Here is a 17,053-nt window from a genome sequence, read left to right as displayed (position 1 = left end):
CCCAGACGAAGTCAGAGACTTTCAGGATTAATCCCCAATTCCCTGAGTTTAGCCGCCAATCGTTCGGCTTTTTCTTCGGCTGCCTCAGCTTGCTGTTGTGCTGCCTCAGCTTGCTGTTGTGCTGCCTCAGCTTGCTGTTGTGCTGCCTCAGCTTGCTGTTGTGCTGCCTCAGCTTGCTGTTGTGCTGCCTCAGCTTTCTGTTGTGCTTCCTCAGCCAACTCTCGCGGGGTTGGCAACAACATTCCATCTAAAGTCGCCCAGCGAATCCAGACGGTTGTTACCCCTCTATATTCTCCCTGCCAACGAACTAAAGCTAATCCCAAACGACCACTGATTAGCCATCCTTTCTCGTTGGGTTGCCGCGGTTCATATAGGCCATCAACTAAGACAAATTCGGCAAAATCTTCAGGATTAAAAGGATCGTACCAGAAATATTCAGGCACTCGTAACTTATCTTGATAAATCTGTTTTTTCTCAGTTTTGTCTATTTGAGTGGTACTTTCCGAGAGGAGTTCAATCACTACATCGGGGGCTTTTCCCTCCTCCCAAGTAACCCAACTTTTTCGCTCCCCTTTTGGTACACCTAAGACGGCAAAAAAATCAGGTCCTTTGAAGTCTTGATTTTTCAGTTGTGCTGTACTGAAATAGACAAACATATTGCCACTGGCATAACCATCTTCTCGTCGGTCTAGCCAAGGGGATATACTGTCTATTAACAGATCCATCTGCCATTTATGCCTTTGAGTTTCCATGGGTACTCCATCATCGCAGGGAAGTTCATCTTGGGTGGGTAATGCAGTTAACTGCATTGGTTGACTAAACGTCAGAGTTTCCATATTTCTGTCCTAGATTTTGGGTTTAGTTATGTAGATTTTCTAGATTTTTTGCCCTCTTTCAGGCAAATACTACTTTAATTGAGTAGCTACAGCAATTCTAAATGATTCGTGAACGGGCAAGGAGCTTAATACCATTGTTCAGCTGCTTATTGTCAAGGGTTTAGGGGATTACTATCTGTTCTATCACAATTCTAGACTAAGACGCATTGGCCTTTCTAGGTTCTGTGTGAGCATGGTATAATAGTAACACAGAACAGGAGGTGAGTTATGTGGATAAATTTTGATCAACTCCTCGATTTACCAAATGTAACAGTGGTCAATTATCAAAAAATTACTCAAACAATTTTCCTAAAGCTCGCTCTTTTAAATGAAACAATTGAATGCCCGAATTGCCATCAAACCTTGGACAGAATCAATCAGACAGAGTATAATCTAGTCAGAGATTTGTCAATATTAGGCAATCGAGTATATTTGGAAGTACCACGCCGCCAGTTTCATTGTCAAAAGTGCCAAAAGTATATCAGCGAAAGACTATGTTTTATGAGATTAAGACAGCATCAGACAATTCGCTATGAATCGATGATTTATGAGAGAGTAAAAAATTGTAGTATCGAAGAAATAAGTCGAGAAGAAGGGTTAGGATGGTCAGAAGTTCAGTTAATATTTAATCACTGTGCTAAAGAACTAGAAAAGGAAGAGTGGGAAGCACCAGAACGAATAAGCTTAGATGAATTTAGTAACTTAAAAGGACATAAAGATTTCATAACAACGGTCGTAGATCTGGACAAGAAAATTTTACTAGATGTGATTAAAGGACATAAGCAAGATGAATTGGGAATCCTTAAAAGCACAGCCAGAAACAGTTCGGGAGAAGGTGAAAGAAGTGAGCGTCGATATGTGGTCAGGATTTACAGCAGTGAGCAAGGAATTATTTCCCAATGCTAAAATCATCTATGATCGTTTTCATGTAATGGCTATCATCAATGACGAGCTTAATAAATTGAGAAAGTTAATGGGGGTGCATGAAAAAGGATTACCTCATTTATTATGGAAGAATAAAGAGGACTTAAAGCACGAGCAAAAACAACAACTAGAAGTTATCCTGAAAGAACATTCATGCTTGGGAATAGCCTGGGAAATGAAAGAAGAAATTAGACAAATTTATCAAAGTTGTAGAACGTTCAGAGGTGCTGAGAGAAAATTGGAAAAATGGATAAGAATAGGCGGGATATTATATCAAAGTAGTGCCAGTATGATCCAGAAGCATTTGCCTGGTATTTGTAATTACTTTGAAAATCATACAACCGACGGATTAATTGAGGGAATGAATACCAAAATAAAGCTTATTAAAAGAATAAGTTATGAATTTACCAATTAAGCTGTTTGCTTGCTTTAATTCATAACAAAAATTAACACACAAAAACCAAAAGAGCCAGCCGAAGCTTGCCCTGAGCTACGTCGAAGGGTATTGTCGTTAGGAAAAGCGCGATACTGCCCATAGAGGGGATGTAAAACCAAAAGCTGGGTGTAAAGTCCGTCTTGAGGCAATCCCCCGTGAAATAGGAAGCTCTCAACGACCTTGAGAGTAGTTCACTTTATCAAAATCTTCTAGAGGGGATATAGTGTAGAGAGAATGATGTATCTTAATATAAGTAAAGTTTCGTAACAATTCTGAAATCCTTTGCTCAACTCTACCCTAGTTCCCAGCAATCCCGATCGCCTGAAACCCCTAGTCCCCAACTGGGAAAAATGTCAATCCGTCTTTTGGACGGCAGCATTTCTGGTCTCGGTCCCCGTGTTCATGCAAGCGCCCCTAGTGCGCTACTATCCCGAAGTTAGCCTAGGTTTAACCTTTTTTTGGGTGGGGTTAGGGGTTTGGCTGCTCAAACAAGAAAAAATCAGTCTTTGGGGGGATTTACTTTTGGGCTTTAGTTGGAGTTGGTTAGCAGGTTCTCTCTACTGGGGTTGGTGGCGTTGGGAACCGTTGATCCATATTCCCATGGAAGCGATCGGGCTGCCCTTTGTTCTCTGGGGACTATACAAAGGTCGCGGCAAAGTGGGCAATCTTTTCTATCTGGGTTCTTTGTTAGGGACTGCCATCACCGATGTATATTTCTATCTAACGGGACTAATTCCCTACTGGCGACAATTAATGACCGTGGAACTAGACCCCAACCTAGTATCGCCGATATTTCATAACGCCTTGGCCCAAATTGAGACCCCCTGGGGCATCAGTTGGGCGATCGTGCTGCTCAACTTGCTCTTAGCGATCGGTATTTATCCTTTGCAAAAAAGGGTATGTCATTGGTGGGCATTTAGCGGAGCCGTATTGAGTACAATTTTAGTCGATGGTTTATTTTGGATTACCGCTTCTCTGGCTTAAGGGTTTTCCTAGCTAATTCCCGTTTCCATCTATTTACTTAGATAGATGAAAATGTGCGGAATCTTGCTATATGCTATATAATGTGTAGTTGCGACTGTCTATCTATTGCCGCTCATGTACCTGTGGATATACTGCCAAGAGAAAATCCCTATTTACTACTCCATACCGATAAGGGACAGCGTTTTTTCCCTCTCGTGGGGAGATCTTACTGGACAATCGGACGGGGCAAAGATAACGATATCGTGATTAAGGATCACTGTATCTCTCGCAATCACGCTATTTTACAATCCACGGAAACAGGAGATTTTTATCTGATCGATCTCGGTAGTCTCAATGGAACTTTTGTCAATGGCAGAAGGGTAGCTATTCCCGTGACTATCCATAACACAGATCAGATCACCTTTGGCAAAACCGAGGTGCAGTTCTATCGTGCTACTCCCACCAATGTAGGCAAGCAACCGCGCAATTTAGAATGGGACACCCCTACCTCCTCCGTCCATGAACGGCGCTTAACATCGGTGATGGTGGTGGATATGCGGAATTTTACGGCTTTAACTAGGCAATTAGACGAAAAAGTGCTTTCTTCTCTGATTGGCAGTTGGTTTCGCCATGCCGGGGGTATTGTCCGCAGTTCTGGCAGTTGGGTAGATAAATATATTGGTGATGCGATCATGGCCATCTGGTTTCACGGCCAACAGGAAGTCAATCAAGACGATATCCTGCAAATTTTCCAAGCAATTATACAACTACATAACATGACTCGCGCCTTAAGCGCACAATATCCCTTACCCTTTAAATTACGCATCGGTGCGGCGGTGAATACTGGTTATGCCATGGTCGGCAATACTGGCAGCGGTGAACATCCAGATTATACAGCGATCGGGGATACAGTCAACGCCGCTTTTCGTTTAGAGTCGGCCACTAAAGAAATAGGTAGGGATTTAGCCATCGGAGCCACTACCTACAGTCATCTCATCGGTTTACCCTATCTCCACCAAGCTTTCGAGCCACATACCGTCAGTCTGAAAGGATACGACGCTAAAACTATTACCTACGGAACCACTTTTGATCACTTGGATCGTTTCCTTGATGCCAATAGTAGTGAGGAGATGACTGGAATCACAGGATTTGCCAGCCGTGCTGGTTTTGGAGAATAAACACTGTCCACTTAAAACTCAAATCTGATCACTGATCACTGATAACTGATAACTGACCTACTCTTCGGTAGCGGCGAGAACTAAATCTTCCTCCTCCAAGGCGGGGGGAACTTCGATTTCTTCCACTACTTCCGAGACGGTCCGGCCTTCCGCTTCCGCTAGACGTTTTTCTCGGTATTTAATCGCCATTTCTTCCGCTTTTTCAAACACTAACGGGCGATTTTTGAGCATATCTCCCGGTTCTGGTTCTAATTGTTTAGTCGAGAGGGAAATGCGACCTCTTTCAGCATCGAGATCGATAATCATCACTTTTAACTCATCATTGACATTGAAAACCGTGTGGGGGGTGTCAATGTGATCGTGAGAGATTTCGGAAATATGCAGTAAACCACTGACTCCACCAATATCGATGAAAGCACCGTAGGGCTTAATTCCGCGCACGGAACCGATTACCACCTGTCCCACGGCTAAACCGTTCATCTTGCGTTCCACTAAAGCGCGACGATGACTTAAAACCAGACGGTTGCGATCCTCATCCACTTCTAAAAACTTTAAGGGCAATTCCTGACCGACTAAATCCTCTTTCGCCTCTCTGGTGCTAATGTGAGAACCGGGGATAAAGCCACGGAGACCTTCAATTCTGACTAATGCTCCACCACGGTTAGTGGCGAAAACATTCGATCGCACGGTAGCATCTTCTTTTTGCAATTGACGCACCCGTTCCCAAGCGCGCATATATTCGATGCGACGGATCGACAGGGTTAGCTGTCCATCTTCATTCTCGTCGGTAAGAATGAAAAATTCCCTGGTTTCGTTGGGTTGTAAAACTTCTTCGGGATTATCGACGCGGTTGATCGACATCTCCTGCACGGGGATAAAAGCGGCGGTTTTAGCACCGATATCGATGAGCGCTCCCCGGGGTTCCATGCTGAAAACAGTCCCGGCGACAACATCTCCCGGACTGAAATGATAATCGTATTTGTCTAGAAGGGCGGCAAAATCTTCATGGGTAAAGCCTATGTTTTTGTTTGCAGTTTTTTGGGTGGTCATGTACGTTGTTTGGGCCTCGGAATTTCCGTAGGTTTTTCCTCCTATGTGATGTACAGTTTCTAAATCAAGGAGATGCCTCCTAATTTAGTTTCTAGGTAGGGCCTAGGGGATGAACTGCCGCATCCGGCTTTCTTGCAGGCAATCCGCCTCAAGAATGACTTTTAAGAATCTAACCAGAGCTTGGGCTTGAAATAGCACAAGGGATCCTAATTATAACTGAATCGGGAACTATTTAAGACGAGGTGATCACGCTGGCTTCTTCCACTGGAGACCAAGAAGGATAGGCGCGTTCGATTTCGGAGGATTGCAGCAGCGCTAAAGCGGCGATAAAGTCTCTAATTCCCTGAAAATTGCCGTAAACCGAAGCAAAGCGCACATAGGCCACCTCCGATTCTTGCCGGAGATATTCTAGGACTAATTGACCGATCTCCTGACTTGTTACCTCCCGTTTTGAGTCTTGCTGCAGACGGGATTCGATATCATTGACGATCGCCTCTAATCTTGAGTGAGGAATGCCGGTTTTTTCGCAAGCGCGAACGATCCCTCGCAGCAGTTTGCAGCGATCAAAAGATTCCCGTTTACCATCTTTTTTAATCACCGTGATCGGCACGAATTCGATGCGCTCGTAGGTGGTGAACCGATATTTACACTGTAAGCATTCACGACGACGACGAATGCTCTGACCGTTTTCGGAGGAACGGGACTCTAAAACGCGACTATCGGTATGCTGACAATTAGGGCATTGCATAGGAGGCGCTCGGTGAGGGGAACCTTTAATTTAAGCCTTTAAATACGAAAACCAGAGCCGCTAACCTGCTTTTGACAAGCGGGCGGCTCAGGGAAGAAAATTATTAACCTAAACGGAGTTAAGAAATTTACTTTTGAATCCGGGGAGGTTCCCGGAAGGCAATGGCGAAGAAAATTACCGACAAAGCCATAGTTAAAACTAAAATGTAAGCGACGCTTTCCATGGTTAGACATCCTACAAGACTGCTATAACAATCCTATAGTATCAGGAAATGAGCTTTTCAGCTTGTCTGGGGATGTAATCTACATCCCCAGAATCAGTGGCAATCTATTTAACGCTAACTTTTGCCCCAGCATCTTCCAGTTTTTTCTTGATGGCGGCGGCATCATCTTTGTTAGTGCCTTCTTTAACCGCTTTGGGAGCGGCTTCTACTAGGTCTTTCGCTTCTTTGAGTCCCAAACCGGTCAATTCGCGTACCACCTTAAGGATAGCAATTTTCTTGTCGGCGGGAACTTCTTCGAGAACGACGTTAAATTCGGTTTGTTCTTCCACAGCTTCAGCAGCAGCCGCGGGAGCGGCCCAAGGGGCCGCCATAATTATGCCACCGGCCGGAGCGGCGGCACTAACTCCGAAGGTTTCTTCGATACCTTTGACTAATTCCGCAGCTTCTAAGAGGGTAAGAGTTTTGAGTTTTTCTAAGATTTCAGCTACAGCAGACATGGGTTAGACTCCTAATTGTTTGTAAGTGATTGATTGGCGCGGTATTAAGCCGCTTCTTTTTCTTCTTGACGGGCCACGGCATCGACGGCACGGGCCAAAGATGCGGGAACTTCGTTGATGCTGCGGGCCAGTTTGGTGGCAATGGCGTTGATTGCTCTGGCGGCCTGAGCGATTAACTGTTCTTTCGACGGTAAATCAGCGATCGCTTTGATCTGATCTTCTGTTAACAGTTGACCTTTTGTCCCTTCTTTGAGGACACCGCCGCGCAATTCGGTTTTTTTGCTTTCTTTTTTGAACTCTTGATAGGCCTTGAAAGCTCCACCGATATCCTCTTTTACGAGCAGAAAGGCGGATGTTCCCGATAAAAGGCTTTTCATCGGTTCCCAGCCACTATCTTCAGCGATCGCCAAGCCCATCAAAGTATTTTTGGTGACTTTACAAATCGTTCCCGTGGGGCGCAATTTGCGGCGTAGATTGCTGATTTCAGCGACGGTTAAACCTTGATAGTCGATGACCATCGTTAATTGAGCTTCGCTCAGGGAGGTTTTTAATTCTTCTAGAATTACTCCCTTGCTTTCTCTGCTTCTCCCCATCCCTTGTTCACCTCCTGTATGCGGGGGACCGGTTCCACAGGCACAAAAATAACCCCTTGTAGCGCCGGGGTTGAGTGGAGAGAATCAGTTCAGGCACGACCAAGACAGAAAAAATCTCTCTTTAGTCTTTTTGGCTGCTGTTTTCTCGCTTTGACCTCGGCAGGGTATTTAAGCTGTTTCGCACCTGCTGTCTTTGGCTTAAGCCAGTCCTTTATTATAACACTATTGCGGAATTTATGTCAAGCACCACCAGGGAGCGGGCAGGGGCAAAATCCTGACGAGTAGAACAGGCATCCTCGTTGAACGCCAAGTCTAAAACCCAAACCTCTTTATTTAAGCGGCACAAACTATAGCGTTTTTCAGTCTGCTGAGGTACAAAAGTTATGGGTTTTAGGCAAAAGGCAAGAGGCCAAGGGACTTGCGTGGGAATAATATCCCAGCCAGAAAATCGCTCTGTAGAAGAATAAGACCAGCCCTAAATGGTACATTATCAAAGCGCAAGTCCCCAAAGGCAAAAGGGAAGAAAAATAGATGTACCTCACTAGCTTAGGAAACGCTATATCTCAATTATAAAAAACGGGGTCTATACTGATAGTTTCTTCAGCAAAATAGTCCCAAAAGTCTTTCCGGTAAACACTTCATGATTCTATAGACAAAAATTATCACACAAAGTCGAGAAGAACCCAAATGGTTTACCCGTTTAGCTGTGGGGGCAGTTATTTATCACACCCTCGAATCCCTCGGTTTACGATATCCCACCGTCACCGAAGAACATCACCAAGCTTTACTGAAAGCCAAAGAAATCCTGGAAAATGAGCCAGATTAAAAATGGAAAAAAATCCCCAAAAAGCGATGATTGCCGGAAAATCGATCGTATAATCAATCTCGATTTTCAAGAATTCCCCCTATGAATTATCGCATCGATCGCCGCACCTATGCTGAAACCTACGGCCCCACCGTCGGAGATAAAGTTCGCCTGGCAGACACGGAATTATTTATCGAAGTCGAAAAAGATTTCACCACCTACGGCGATGAGGTAAAATTCGGCGGCGGTAAAGTAATTCGCGATGGGATGGGCCAATCCCCCATTTCTAGGGAAGATGGGGCGGTAGATCTAGTGATTACTAATGCCTTAATTCTCGACTGGTGGGGCATCGTTAAGGCCGATGTGGGCATTAAAGACGGCAAAATTTATAAAATCGGTAAAGCGGGTAATCCCCACATTCAAGATAATGTCGATATTATTATCGGTCCTGCTACCGAGGCATTAGCCGGGGAAGGGATGATTTTGACAGCAGGGGGGATTGATGCCCATATTCATTTTATCTGTCCCCAACAAATTGAGACAGCGATTGCGTCGGGGATTACCACGATGATTGGTGGCGGGACCGGACCTGCAACGGGAACTAATGCCACCACCTGCACCCCGGGAGAATGGAACATCTATCGAATGCTAGAGGCGGCCGAAGCTTTCCCGATGAATTTGGGTTTTTTGGGTAAAGGCAATAGCAGTCAGCCGGAAGGACTAGCGGAACAGGTAAAAGCGGGGGTAATTGGCTTAAAACTCCATGAAGATTGGGGAACCACTCCGGCAGCCATTGATACCTGTTTAAGCGTGGCCGATAAGTACGATGTGCAGGTGGCGATTCATACGGATACTCTCAATGAGGCCGGTTTTGTCGAGGCCACTATCGCCGCTTTTAAAAATCGGGTCATTCACACCTACCACACGGAAGGGGCCGGCGGTGGTCATGCTCCCGATATTATCAGGGTTTGCGGGGAAATGAACGTTTTACCCTCCTCTACTAATCCCACGCGTCCCTATACGACGAATACCTTAGAGGAACACCTCGATATGTTGATGGTTTGTCATCATTTAGACCGGAGTATTCCCGAAGATGTGGCTTTTGCTGAATCCCGCATCCGCCGCGAAACTATTGCTGCCGAGGATATTCTCCACGATTTAGGGGCTTTTAGCATCATTTCCTCCGATTCTCAAGCTATGGGACGGGTGGGGGAAGTAATTATCCGCACTTGGCAAACTGCCCACAAAATGCGGGTACAACGAGGCAGACTGACCGGGGAAACGGGAGAGAATGATAATCTGCGGGCAAGACGATATATTGCTAAATATACGATTAATCCTGCTATTACCCATGGTGTCTCCGATTATGTCGGTTCCATCGAGGTGGGCAAATTAGCCGATTTGGTTCTCTGGAAACCGGCATTTTTTGGCGTAAAACCGGAAATTGTCCTGAAAGGCGGTTTAATCGCCTGGGCGCAAATGGGCGATGCTAATGCCAGTATTCCCACACCGCAACCGGTTTATATGCGTCCCATGTTTGCCTCTTTTGGTGGTGCGATCGCCAAAACTTCCTTGACATTTGTTTCTAAATATGCTATGAAAGCGGGCATCCCTGAGAAGTTAAAGCTGAAAAAAACCGCCGTGGCCGTGTCGAATACGCGCAATATCAGTAAGGCTAGTATGAAGCTAAATGACGCTTTACCGCGCATGGAAGTTAATCCCGAAACCTACGAGGTGCGTGCTGACGGGGAATTATTAATCTGTGAACCCGCTACGGTTTTACCCATGGCCCAGCGCTATTTCTTATTTTGAATTCGATTTCAGAAAACGGGTTTTTTCAAAAAATCCGTTTTCTTTTTGAATCACAGTTAAGGATTAGTAGGAAAATTTGGGAAAAATAACTTAACTAATCCTGCCATTAGTGCAGTAACAATAGCAACAAAGATGGTTCGATTAGTAAATTCCAAGTTATCTAGTCGTTTATTCACGCCTGTTAATTCTCCTTTAATATTTGCTAGGTCAACTCTTAAGTTATTCACTTCTTCAGATAGCTTGTCTATTTTGCTATTAAGTTGTTCAGATAATCTGTCTATTTTGCCATTAAGTTGTTCAGATGACTTGTCTATTTTGTCATTAACTTCTTTGAATTGTCCTACAATAAAGTCTTTTAATTCTTTGAGGTCGTTTTCTGTAAATGTTGCCATTGTGTGACTCTCCTAGTAATTGTTTGTGATACCAATAATTTTACCCCTAAGTTTAACTCCTAACCCTTAATCAGTCAAATTGCATCGAAGTGGCATCACCAGAAGGAATAAAACTGGCCCAATAAAAAGGATGTTTTTGCTTCTCACCCTTGAGCATTCCTAGTTGAATTTGTCGTAAAGCTTCACTGCGTCCTTCTCCTTTTTGTAAGCGTCCATAATAGGCGACCATTAAATCTTTAGTCGCGTCATCAGATACTTTCCAAAGGCTAATTAATTGGCTTTCACTACCTGCTATAACTAAAGCGCGGCGCAATCCATAAACTCCCTGACCGATTTTAATATCTCCTCTCCCCGTATCGCAAGCGGAAAGCACAACTAATTTGGTTCCGACTAAGTTTAAATTGGTAGTTTCTAAAGCAGTTAAAACCCCATCATCTCCTGCACTTTGACCGATTTTAACTCCTGCTAAAACTAACCCAGAACGCAATAAAGGATTCTCAATCACATTACGTTCACCTTGTAGGGGCGAATTGCGTTCGCCCGGATTGCGTTCACTCAAATTGCTTTCTGGTTTAAAAAAACCATGGGTAGCGATGTGGAGAATATTCGGTTTTTTAACTTGTTTGACGGCGTTTTCTGTGGCTTGAGAACCAGTTAAAACAGTGGCTTGAGGTAAGAGATTTTTAATCGCTTTAGCTTCTTGTTCTGTACCCGGAAGACCGGGAAAAGTAAACTCAGACAGGTCTATGGAACGAGTGAGAGCGACTTTTTCCCCTGCTTTACCGTAGAAAGGATCAGCTACAATAAGCGGAGATTGTTGACTAGCAAATTTATCTTTAAGACGCAGTAAATCCCGTCCAGAAGTGAGATAGGTAATATGATAATTTTCCACTAAGTATTGATTATTTTCATCCACTAATGCTTCAAAGGGAATTAAATTAAGTGCAGCATCAGGAGAAAGCAGAATTGTTTTAGTATTGCCTAATAATTGACGGATAGGCTGCATCAATGTCTCATCAAGTTGACGCGCTGATTTTTGCAGTTGAGGAATAGGAGTTTCTGCGTCTGCAAGATTGTCACGAAAGTAAATTAATTTGTCCTCAATCGGTTTAGCTTCCCCTAAATCCTTAGCTTTGATGTCACCATTAGGATAGAGAATATAAACAGCATAGCGAGGAATGCCAAAACTATCATTTTTAGGATTATAAGGTTGATAGCGGACTATTTCAACTAAAGCAGCATTAGCAGGAATTAGTTTTTGAATACCTTCCAGGGTAATGGGTTGGGATAGGCTACGAAATTCGGCACTACGAACACCGATTTTACCCTCTATTTCTTTTGCTTTTTCGGTAACTTCGTCAAGTTGTTGACGGTAAATTTCTGTGTTTTTAATATCTTCAGGCTTTTTAAAAGTCAGGTTAGATAGTTGAGTCCGAACTTCAATCAGTTGAGTTAATAATTGTTGACTTTCGGGGTCATCAGTACGTTGTCGGAGAATTTGTAAGCTATTGGTTGAAACATCTAAAATTCGTCCTTTGCGTTCTAAGATAGTTTTCAAGGCGAGACGGGTTACTTCTGGGTTATTGGGTGCAGCTTGAAGATTGAGGGAAATCACCACATCAGTCCTCCCTAAAACCTTTGCCATATAATCTTGTTTTTGCTTGTCATCCCCCATTTTTAAATTTTCTGAGAGGTTGTATTCTTCTACTGCAAGTCCTTGGCTGAGATAATTAATTGCTTGAGGAATATCATCTTGAGACTGGTAAAATAAAGCCAAATTGATGAGACCGGTGGCGGTAGCGGGATGGTTGTCTCCTAATCGTTGTTTATGGATAGCTAAAGCTTGTTTGTAGAGGGGTTCGGCTTCGCTGTATCTTCCTTGAACTCTGTAAAGTTCTGACAAATTGTTGAGACTGGTGGCGGTTAGGGGATGGTTGTCTCCTAATTGTTGTTTCCAGATAGCTAAGGCTTGTTTGTAGAGAGGTTCGGCTTCGCTGTATCTTCCTTGAGAATGGTAAAGTGCAGCCAAACTGTTGAGACTGGTGGCGGTATTGGGATGGTTGTCTCCTAATTGTTTTTTGAAGATAGCTAAAGCTTGTTTGAAGAGGGGTTCGGCTTCGCTGTATCTTCCTTGAACTCTGTAAAGTGCTGCCAAATTGTTGAGACTGGTGGCGGTATCGGGATGGTTGTCTCCTAATTGTTGTTTCCTGATAGCTAAAGCCTGTTGGTAGAGGGGTTCGGCTTCGCTGTATCTTCCTTGAGACTGATAAACTCCTGCCAAATTGTTGAGACTGGTGGCGGTATCGGGATGGTTGTCTCCTAATTGTTTTCTTCTGATAGCTAAAGCCTCTTTGTGGAGGGGTTCGGCTTCGCTGTATCTTCCTTGAGAGTTGTAAAGTCCTGCCAAATTGTTGAGACTGGTGGCGGTATCGGGATGGTTGTCTCCTAATTGTTGTTTAATGATAGCTAAAGCCTGTTGGTAGAGGGGTTCGGCTTCGCTGTATCTTCCTTGAGACTCGTAAAGTAATGCCAAATTGTTGAGACTGGTGGCGGTATAGGGATGGTTGTCTCCTAATTGTTGTTTGATGATAGCTAAGGCTTGTTTTAAGAGGGGTTCGGCTTCGCTGTATCTTCCCTGAGACTTGTAAAGTGCTGCCAAATTGTTGAGACTGGCGGCGGTATCGGGATGGTTGTTTCCTAATTGTTGTTTCCTGATAGCTAAAGCCTGTTTGTAGAGGGGTTCGGCTTCACTGTATCTTCCTTGAGACTGATAAACTCCTGCCAAATTGTTGAGACTGACGGCAGTATTGGGATGGTTGTCTCCTAATTGTTGTTTATGGATAGCTAATGCTTGTTTTAAGAGGGGTTCGGCTTCGCTATATCTTCCTTGAGACTTGTAAAGTAATGCCAAATTGTTGAGACTGGTGGCGGTAGAGGGATGGTTGTCTCCTAATTGTTGTTTTCTGATAGCTAAGGCTTCTTTGAAGAGGGGTTCAGCTTCACTGTATCTTCCTTGAGACTCGTAAAGTCCTGCCAAATTTCCGAGACTTTGTGCGGTATCGGGATGGTTGTCTCCTAATTGTTGTTTCCTGATAGCTAAAGCTTGTTTGTAGAGGGGTTCGGCTTCGCTGTATCTTCCTTGAGACTCGTAAAGTCCTGCCAAATTATTGAGACTGGTGGCGGTATCGGGATGGTTGTCTCCTAATTGTTGTTTCCTGATAGCTAAAGCTTGTTTGTAGAGGGGTTCGGCTTCGCTGTATCTTCCTTGAGACTCGTAAAGTGCAGCCAAATTGTTGAGACTGGAGGCGGTAGAGGGATGGTTGTCTCCTAATCGTTGTTTCCTGATAGCTAAAGCTTGTTTGTAGAGGGGTTCGGCTTCGCTGTATCTTCCTTGAGATTTGTAAAGTAATGCCAAATTGTTGAGACTAATGGCGGTATCGGGATGGTTGTCTCCTAATTGTTGTTTCTTGATAGCTAAAGCTTGTTTTAAGAGGGGTTCGGCTTCGCTGTATCTTCCTTGAGACTCGTAAAGTGCAGCCAAATTGTTGAGACTGGTGGCGGTAGAGGGATGGTTGTCTCCTAATTGTTGTTTCCTGATAGCTAAAGCTTGTTCTGCTAGAGGAATCGCCTCGTTATATTTCCCCTGCTGATACAATTGAATAACTTGCTGAGTTAGCCTCTCTGCTTCGGCTAATTTATCTTGCGGTGAAACCTGAGAAATCACCTGTCCCACCGTTGGGTTTAACATGACTCCCGATAATCCCATCATCCCGGTAATGACGACAACCGCTATCCCTGATTTGATTGATACTTTCATTGGTTTTTTATCCCTAGAGTTTATTGATAGGCAAAAACATCAACTTGAATAGATTTGTCGGGTTGAGCCTTGTGCTGTAGTAAAATTCTGATTTTTTCTGCTGTTTCACTACTAAAAACAACCTCACCACAGTTATAGCATTACTTTAAGGCAGAGCCTTAGATATTGTGTTCCAAGGCTTTGCCTTGGAACAAGGGGACAAGGAGAATTTGTTTTAAGTACCATAATTAGTATAAGGCCGTTTATAAGGTGGTTGCAGTCCCAAAACAATATCCTCCCTCTTAACACCCATTGAAATTAAATCCTCTGCTGGATTCAATTCCGTTAAATTTTGTTGTAGCCAAATCTTATTATCACGAATATCAAAATGAACAATCGAGCGGTAAACTCGTTTTAAACCTTCCCATCCTACATTCATCCACTGATAATGATCCCGTTCCACATCAAATATTAATTGTACTTCTACGTCTTCACCGGTAACATCTTCTGCTACATAGCGACTTAACAAATTTTGCACTGCTTGACGATATTTTATGAGTTTATCTTTATCCATTGTGTAATTACCTCCGTACAAAAGTAGTAGCCATTATCCATAATTTATAGTAATTTCAAATAAGTTGTAGGGGCGAAGCATTCGGATAAGAAATCTACGGTTTCAGCGATAGGTTATTGCCCGAATGCTTCGCCCCTACGGGAGTGCTATAACTTCCATCCTTACTCCCTCTTTAAAATTTCATTAATTGTTTTAGCCAATTCCTGAACCTGCGAAGTATCCCCTAACTGATTATAAGTCCCCTTCGCCTTGGTTAACCACTGTATCGCCTCATTCTTATTTCCCAAGATACGATAAGCTATTCCTAAACCCGCTTGTATCTCCGCTTGCACTGACAAATTCTGCGTATTTGTTGCCAGTTTTAACGCCTTTTCATAAGGTTTTTTTGCCAACTGAGGTAAACCCATCTTAAGGTAAGTATCCCCTAACAGTTGATAAACCGTAGCAACCTGACTATTTTGCTTCACCAATCCTTCTAATACCTCAACCGCATCCCCATACAACCCATAACCTCGATAAAGATGCGCTAAAACTAACCCTGCTTCCTCCGGGGATAATTGCTGCTGTTGAACAGCTTTAACAGCATCTAAAACCGTTTTCTTCGTCTGTTCATCTAATACTGTAAACCCGACGTTTTCATCATCACGTCTAGAAGACGCACCATTATCAGCTTTTATTGTTACTCGATATCGCTTTCCTGCTTCCAGAGGAGGTTCACCGGGATAGACTATCTCAGTTTTATTTGTCTGCGTTTCCCAATTAACCCCATCTATTTTGATAGTATAATTAGTTGCACCCGGAACAGCATTCCACCGCAGTGAAGGACGATTGGTAATAATATTCGTTTCACGGGGAGTAATTAGGTAAGGTAATTTTGCTAAAACTTTCTCTTTATTTCCTGTTGGACGGATGGTAAGATTATTACTATTGGGAAGTGAAATCACAGGATTTCCCCGAGGACAGCCACTAGAAACAATATACTTTCCTGTTTTAACCGTCCACTGCTTGAGATTACTACAATAAACCTTAACGGAAGCGTTAGCTGCCACTTCTAACTTATCATCAAAACTGAGGGTAAGTCCGACAGAAGCGGGAAGGGTTTTTTTCCATTGTGGTTTTTTAACGGTAACTTTCCCTTTTACCTGAAAAATTGTGTTAACTCCAACAGTGTTGCTAAAAGTCGCCGCCGGAAATCCTACCGTAATTAATATCAGGGAAATGGGGGTAAAGAGTTTGAGAAATTTATTCATGGGTTGAATCAATTGGGGTTTGGCTTTAATTAGGTTCGTTGTTGAACTTTAGTCATAATCCGGTGCGATTTCAGAAAACGGGTTTTTTTAAAAAAACCGTTTTCTCGTCTAACTTGTTATACTATACTACTACAACTTAAAACCTCACCATTCCCTAATCTTCCCTATGGGGTTGGAGACAAGCTTTGCACCCTCACTGAAGGAGTAATTTCCCACTTCCACTCGCAACTATAGAATTAGCTATAATAAAATTACCACAGGTATCATCTTCATATTTCTGGAAACTATATGACCTTAAAACAATTAGACCGAATTACTTTTAACTCCAAAATTATGGCAGGTCAAGCCTGTATTCGAGGAATGCGTATTCCTGTTTCTTTAATTCTTAATCTACTTGCTAACGAAAAGCCGATAGAGGAAATCTTAGAAGAATACCCTGACCTAGAAAGAGAAGATATTCACCAATGTTTATTATATGCTTCTTGGTTAGCCAGAGAACAAGTTCATCATTTTGAATTAATCGAGTAATGGAGATAGAGTTTCTAGCCGATATGGGGATTTCTCTGCGTACAGTCTCATGGTTAAGAGAACAAGTTTATGATGTCGTTTATCTTCGAGATGAAGGCTTACAAACTTTATCTGATCAGGAAATTCTTGCCAAAGCAAAAAGATAAAAGCGGATAATTTTAACTGTCGATCTAGATTTTTCTCAACTTCTCGCTATTAGTGGTGATAATTTACCAAGTGTCATCCTATTCCGTTTAGGCAATGAAAACTACAATCTAATTAATCAGCGTTTAACTATAGTTTTACGAGATTGTACAAAAGCATTAAAGACGGGAGCAATTGTGTCAGTGACAGATCGTATTTTTCGGATTAGACTTTTACCAATTTAAGATTTTTGCTTTATAGCGTTCATGGAGTCTTCCCGTTAATT

Annotated in this window: 14 protein-coding genes, 4 pseudogenes and 1 other annotated feature; of the genes and pseudogenes, 7 read left to right on the top strand and 11 right to left on the bottom strand. The window is 43.1% G+C overall.

The features are described from left to right. Nucleotides 1-11: 11 nt before the first annotated feature. A complete protein-coding gene (locus ACQY1X_RS16485) occupies nucleotides 12-836 on the bottom strand; it encodes a Uma2 family endonuclease (protein WP_430013153.1) in 825 nt (274 codons plus the stop codon). A 267-nt stretch (nucleotides 837-1,103) separates the two neighbouring features. On the opposite strand from ACQY1X_RS16485, the pseudogene ACQY1X_RS16480 reads away from it, so the two are divergent. The 3 genes and pseudogenes from ACQY1X_RS16480 to ACQY1X_RS16470 all read left to right on the top strand — a co-directional run bounded on the left by ACQY1X_RS16480 (nucleotide 1,104) and on the right by ACQY1X_RS16470 (nucleotide 4,376). Beyond that, nucleotides 1,104-2,239, top strand: a pseudogene (locus ACQY1X_RS16480) (ISL3 family transposase). A 278-nt stretch (nucleotides 2,240-2,517) separates the two neighbouring features. Beyond that, nucleotides 2,518-3,219 carry a DUF3120 domain-containing protein gene (locus ACQY1X_RS16475; protein WP_002736983.1) on the top strand — a complete coding sequence of 234 codons (702 nt, stop codon included), beginning with the start codon at nucleotides 2,518-2,520 and terminating at the stop codon, nucleotides 3,217-3,219. 122 nt (nucleotides 3,220-3,341) lie between these two features. Next, nucleotides 3,342-4,376: an FHA domain-containing protein gene (locus ACQY1X_RS16470; protein ID WP_419894489.1), complete on the top strand. Its 1,035-nt coding sequence runs from the start codon at nucleotides 3,342-3,344 to the stop codon at nucleotides 4,374-4,376. A 57-nt stretch (nucleotides 4,377-4,433) separates the two neighbouring features. On the opposite strand, the gene ACQY1X_RS16465 is transcribed toward ACQY1X_RS16470, so the two are convergent. The 5 genes from ACQY1X_RS16465 to rplJ form a co-directional block, all read right to left on the bottom strand. Beyond that, complete coding sequence (locus ACQY1X_RS16465; protein ID WP_002737013.1) at nucleotides 4,434-5,426, bottom strand: 30S ribosomal protein S1; 993 nt, start codon at nucleotides 5,424-5,426, stop codon at nucleotides 4,434-4,436. Between the two features lie 232 nt (nucleotides 5,427-5,658). Beyond that, complete coding sequence (nrdR, locus tag ACQY1X_RS16460; protein ID WP_002737459.1) at nucleotides 5,659-6,174, bottom strand: transcriptional regulator NrdR; 516 nt, start codon at nucleotides 6,172-6,174, stop codon at nucleotides 5,659-5,661. A gap of 127 nt (nucleotides 6,175-6,301) precedes the next feature. Next, nucleotides 6,302-6,397, bottom strand: coding sequence for a photosystem II reaction center protein T (locus ACQY1X_RS16455; protein ID WP_012267019.1), 96 nt, complete (start codon nucleotides 6,395-6,397; stop codon nucleotides 6,302-6,304). Between the two features lie 104 nt (nucleotides 6,398-6,501). Next, nucleotides 6,502-6,894 carry a 50S ribosomal protein L7/L12 gene (gene rplL / locus ACQY1X_RS16450; RefSeq protein ID WP_430014896.1) on the bottom strand — a complete coding sequence of 131 codons (393 nt, stop codon included), beginning with the start codon at nucleotides 6,892-6,894 and terminating at the stop codon, nucleotides 6,502-6,504. Nucleotides 6,895-6,938: 44 nt separating this feature from the next. Then, the gene (gene rplJ, locus ACQY1X_RS16445) at nucleotides 6,939-7,487 is read right to left on the bottom strand and encodes a 50S ribosomal protein L10 (protein WP_069473827.1); all 549 of its coding nucleotides are present in this window, start codon (nucleotides 7,485-7,487) and stop codon (nucleotides 6,939-6,941) included. Between the two features lie 98 nt (nucleotides 7,488-7,585). After that, nucleotides 7,586-7,702 (bottom strand) — a sequence feature (ribosomal protein L10 leader region). A 470-nt stretch (nucleotides 7,703-8,172) separates the two neighbouring features. Between rplJ and ACQY1X_RS16440 the strand changes: the two are divergent. Further along, nucleotides 8,173-8,313, top strand: a pseudogene (locus ACQY1X_RS16440) (polyphosphate kinase 2 family protein); the annotation flags it as partial. Between the two features lie 81 nt (nucleotides 8,314-8,394). Further along, nucleotides 8,395-10,104, top strand: a complete 1,710-nt coding sequence (ureC, locus tag ACQY1X_RS16435; RefSeq protein WP_002735350.1) for an urease subunit alpha — start codon at nucleotides 8,395-8,397, stop codon at nucleotides 10,102-10,104. Nucleotides 10,105-10,160: 56 nt separating this feature from the next. On the opposite strand, the gene ACQY1X_RS16430 is transcribed toward ureC, so the two are convergent. The 5 genes and pseudogenes from ACQY1X_RS16430 to ACQY1X_RS16410 form a co-directional block, all read right to left on the bottom strand. Continuing rightward, the gene (locus tag ACQY1X_RS16430; RefSeq protein ID WP_272082906.1) at nucleotides 10,161-10,496 is read right to left on the bottom strand and encodes an LPP leucine zipper domain-containing protein; all 336 of its coding nucleotides are present in this window, start codon (nucleotides 10,494-10,496) and stop codon (nucleotides 10,161-10,163) included. Nucleotides 10,497-10,566: 70 nt separating this feature from the next. Beyond that, a complete protein-coding gene (locus tag ACQY1X_RS16425; RefSeq protein ID WP_430014895.1) occupies nucleotides 10,567-14,313 on the bottom strand; it encodes a tetratricopeptide repeat protein in 3,747 nt (1,248 codons plus the stop codon). Nucleotides 14,314-14,333: 20 nt separating this feature from the next. Beyond that, a pseudogene (locus ACQY1X_RS16420) lies at nucleotides 14,334-14,453 on the bottom strand (YgiT-type zinc finger domain-containing protein); the annotation flags it as partial. 74 nt (nucleotides 14,454-14,527) lie between these two features. Beyond that, complete coding sequence (locus tag ACQY1X_RS16415) at nucleotides 14,528-14,866, bottom strand: XisI protein (RefSeq protein ID WP_002735894.1); 339 nt, start codon at nucleotides 14,864-14,866, stop codon at nucleotides 14,528-14,530. 161 nt (nucleotides 14,867-15,027) lie between these two features. After that, the gene (locus ACQY1X_RS16410) at nucleotides 15,028-16,116 is read right to left on the bottom strand and encodes a tetratricopeptide repeat protein (protein ID WP_430014894.1); all 1,089 of its coding nucleotides are present in this window, start codon (nucleotides 16,114-16,116) and stop codon (nucleotides 15,028-15,030) included. A 288-nt stretch (nucleotides 16,117-16,404) separates the two neighbouring features. Here ACQY1X_RS16410 and ACQY1X_RS16405 point away from each other — a divergent pair, with 288 nt between their 5' ends. Together ACQY1X_RS16405 and ACQY1X_RS16400 are read left to right on the top strand one after the other, a co-directional pair. Then, nucleotides 16,405-16,644 (top strand): DUF433 domain-containing protein, encoded by a 240-nt coding sequence (locus ACQY1X_RS16405; protein WP_002736820.1) that lies wholly within the window; start codon nucleotides 16,405-16,407, stop codon nucleotides 16,642-16,644. Further along, a pseudogene (locus tag ACQY1X_RS16400) lies at nucleotides 16,644-17,012 on the top strand (DUF5615 family PIN-like protein). The gene ACQY1X_RS16405 and the pseudogene ACQY1X_RS16400 overlap by 1 nt, the downstream one beginning before the upstream one ends. Nucleotides 17,013-17,053: the final 41 nt, after the last annotated feature.

The sequence above is a fragment of the Microcystis protocystis FBCC-A270 genome, from assembly GCF_050500235.1.
GTDB lineage: Bacteria > Cyanobacteriota > Cyanobacteriia > Cyanobacteriales > Microcystaceae > Microcystis > Microcystis ichthyoblabe_A.
Note: the sequence above shows the minus strand (reverse complement) of the source record. Positions and strands in the feature narration are given on the sequence as shown.

What these genes read in the sequence shown, in the direction of transcription:
- ACQY1X_RS16485 (WP_430013153.1), bottom strand. Translation starts at nt 836, where the DNA reads ATGGAAACTCTGACGTTTAGTCAACCAATGCAGTTAACTGCATTACCC.
- nrdR (WP_002737459.1), bottom strand. Translation starts at nt 6,174, where the DNA reads ATGCAATGCCCTAATTGTCAGCATACCGATAGTCGCGTTTTAGAGTCC.
- rplJ (WP_069473827.1), bottom strand. Translation starts at nt 7,487, where the DNA reads ATGGGGAGAAGCAGAGAAAGCAAGGGAGTAATTCTAGAAGAATTAAAA.
- ACQY1X_RS16425 (WP_430014895.1), bottom strand. Translation starts at nt 14,313, where the DNA reads ATGAAAGTATCAATCAAATCAGGGATAGCGGTTGTCGTCATTACCGGG.
- ACQY1X_RS16430 (WP_272082906.1), bottom strand. Translation starts at nt 10,496, where the DNA reads ATGGCAACATTTACAGAAAACGACCTCAAAGAATTAAAAGACTTTATT.
- ureC (WP_002735350.1), top strand. Translation starts at nt 8,395, where the DNA reads ATGAATTATCGCATCGATCGCCGCACCTATGCTGAAACCTACGGCCCC.
- ACQY1X_RS16465 (WP_002737013.1), bottom strand. Translation starts at nt 5,426, where the DNA reads ATGACCACCCAAAAAACTGCAAACAAAAACATAGGCTTTACCCATGAA.
- ACQY1X_RS16415 (WP_002735894.1), bottom strand. Translation starts at nt 14,866, where the DNA reads ATGGATAAAGATAAACTCATAAAATATCGTCAAGCAGTGCAAAATTTG.
- ACQY1X_RS16455 (WP_012267019.1), bottom strand. Translation starts at nt 6,397, where the DNA reads ATGGAAAGCGTCGCTTACATTTTAGTTTTAACTATGGCTTTGTCGGTA.
- ACQY1X_RS16405 (WP_002736820.1), top strand. Translation starts at nt 16,405, where the DNA reads ATGACCTTAAAACAATTAGACCGAATTACTTTTAACTCCAAAATTATG.
- ACQY1X_RS16410 (WP_430014894.1), bottom strand. Translation starts at nt 16,116, where the DNA reads ATGAATAAATTTCTCAAACTCTTTACCCCCATTTCCCTGATATTAATT.
- rplL (WP_430014896.1), bottom strand. Translation starts at nt 6,894, where the DNA reads ATGTCTGCTGTAGCTGAAATCTTAGAAAAACTCAAAACTCTTACCCTC.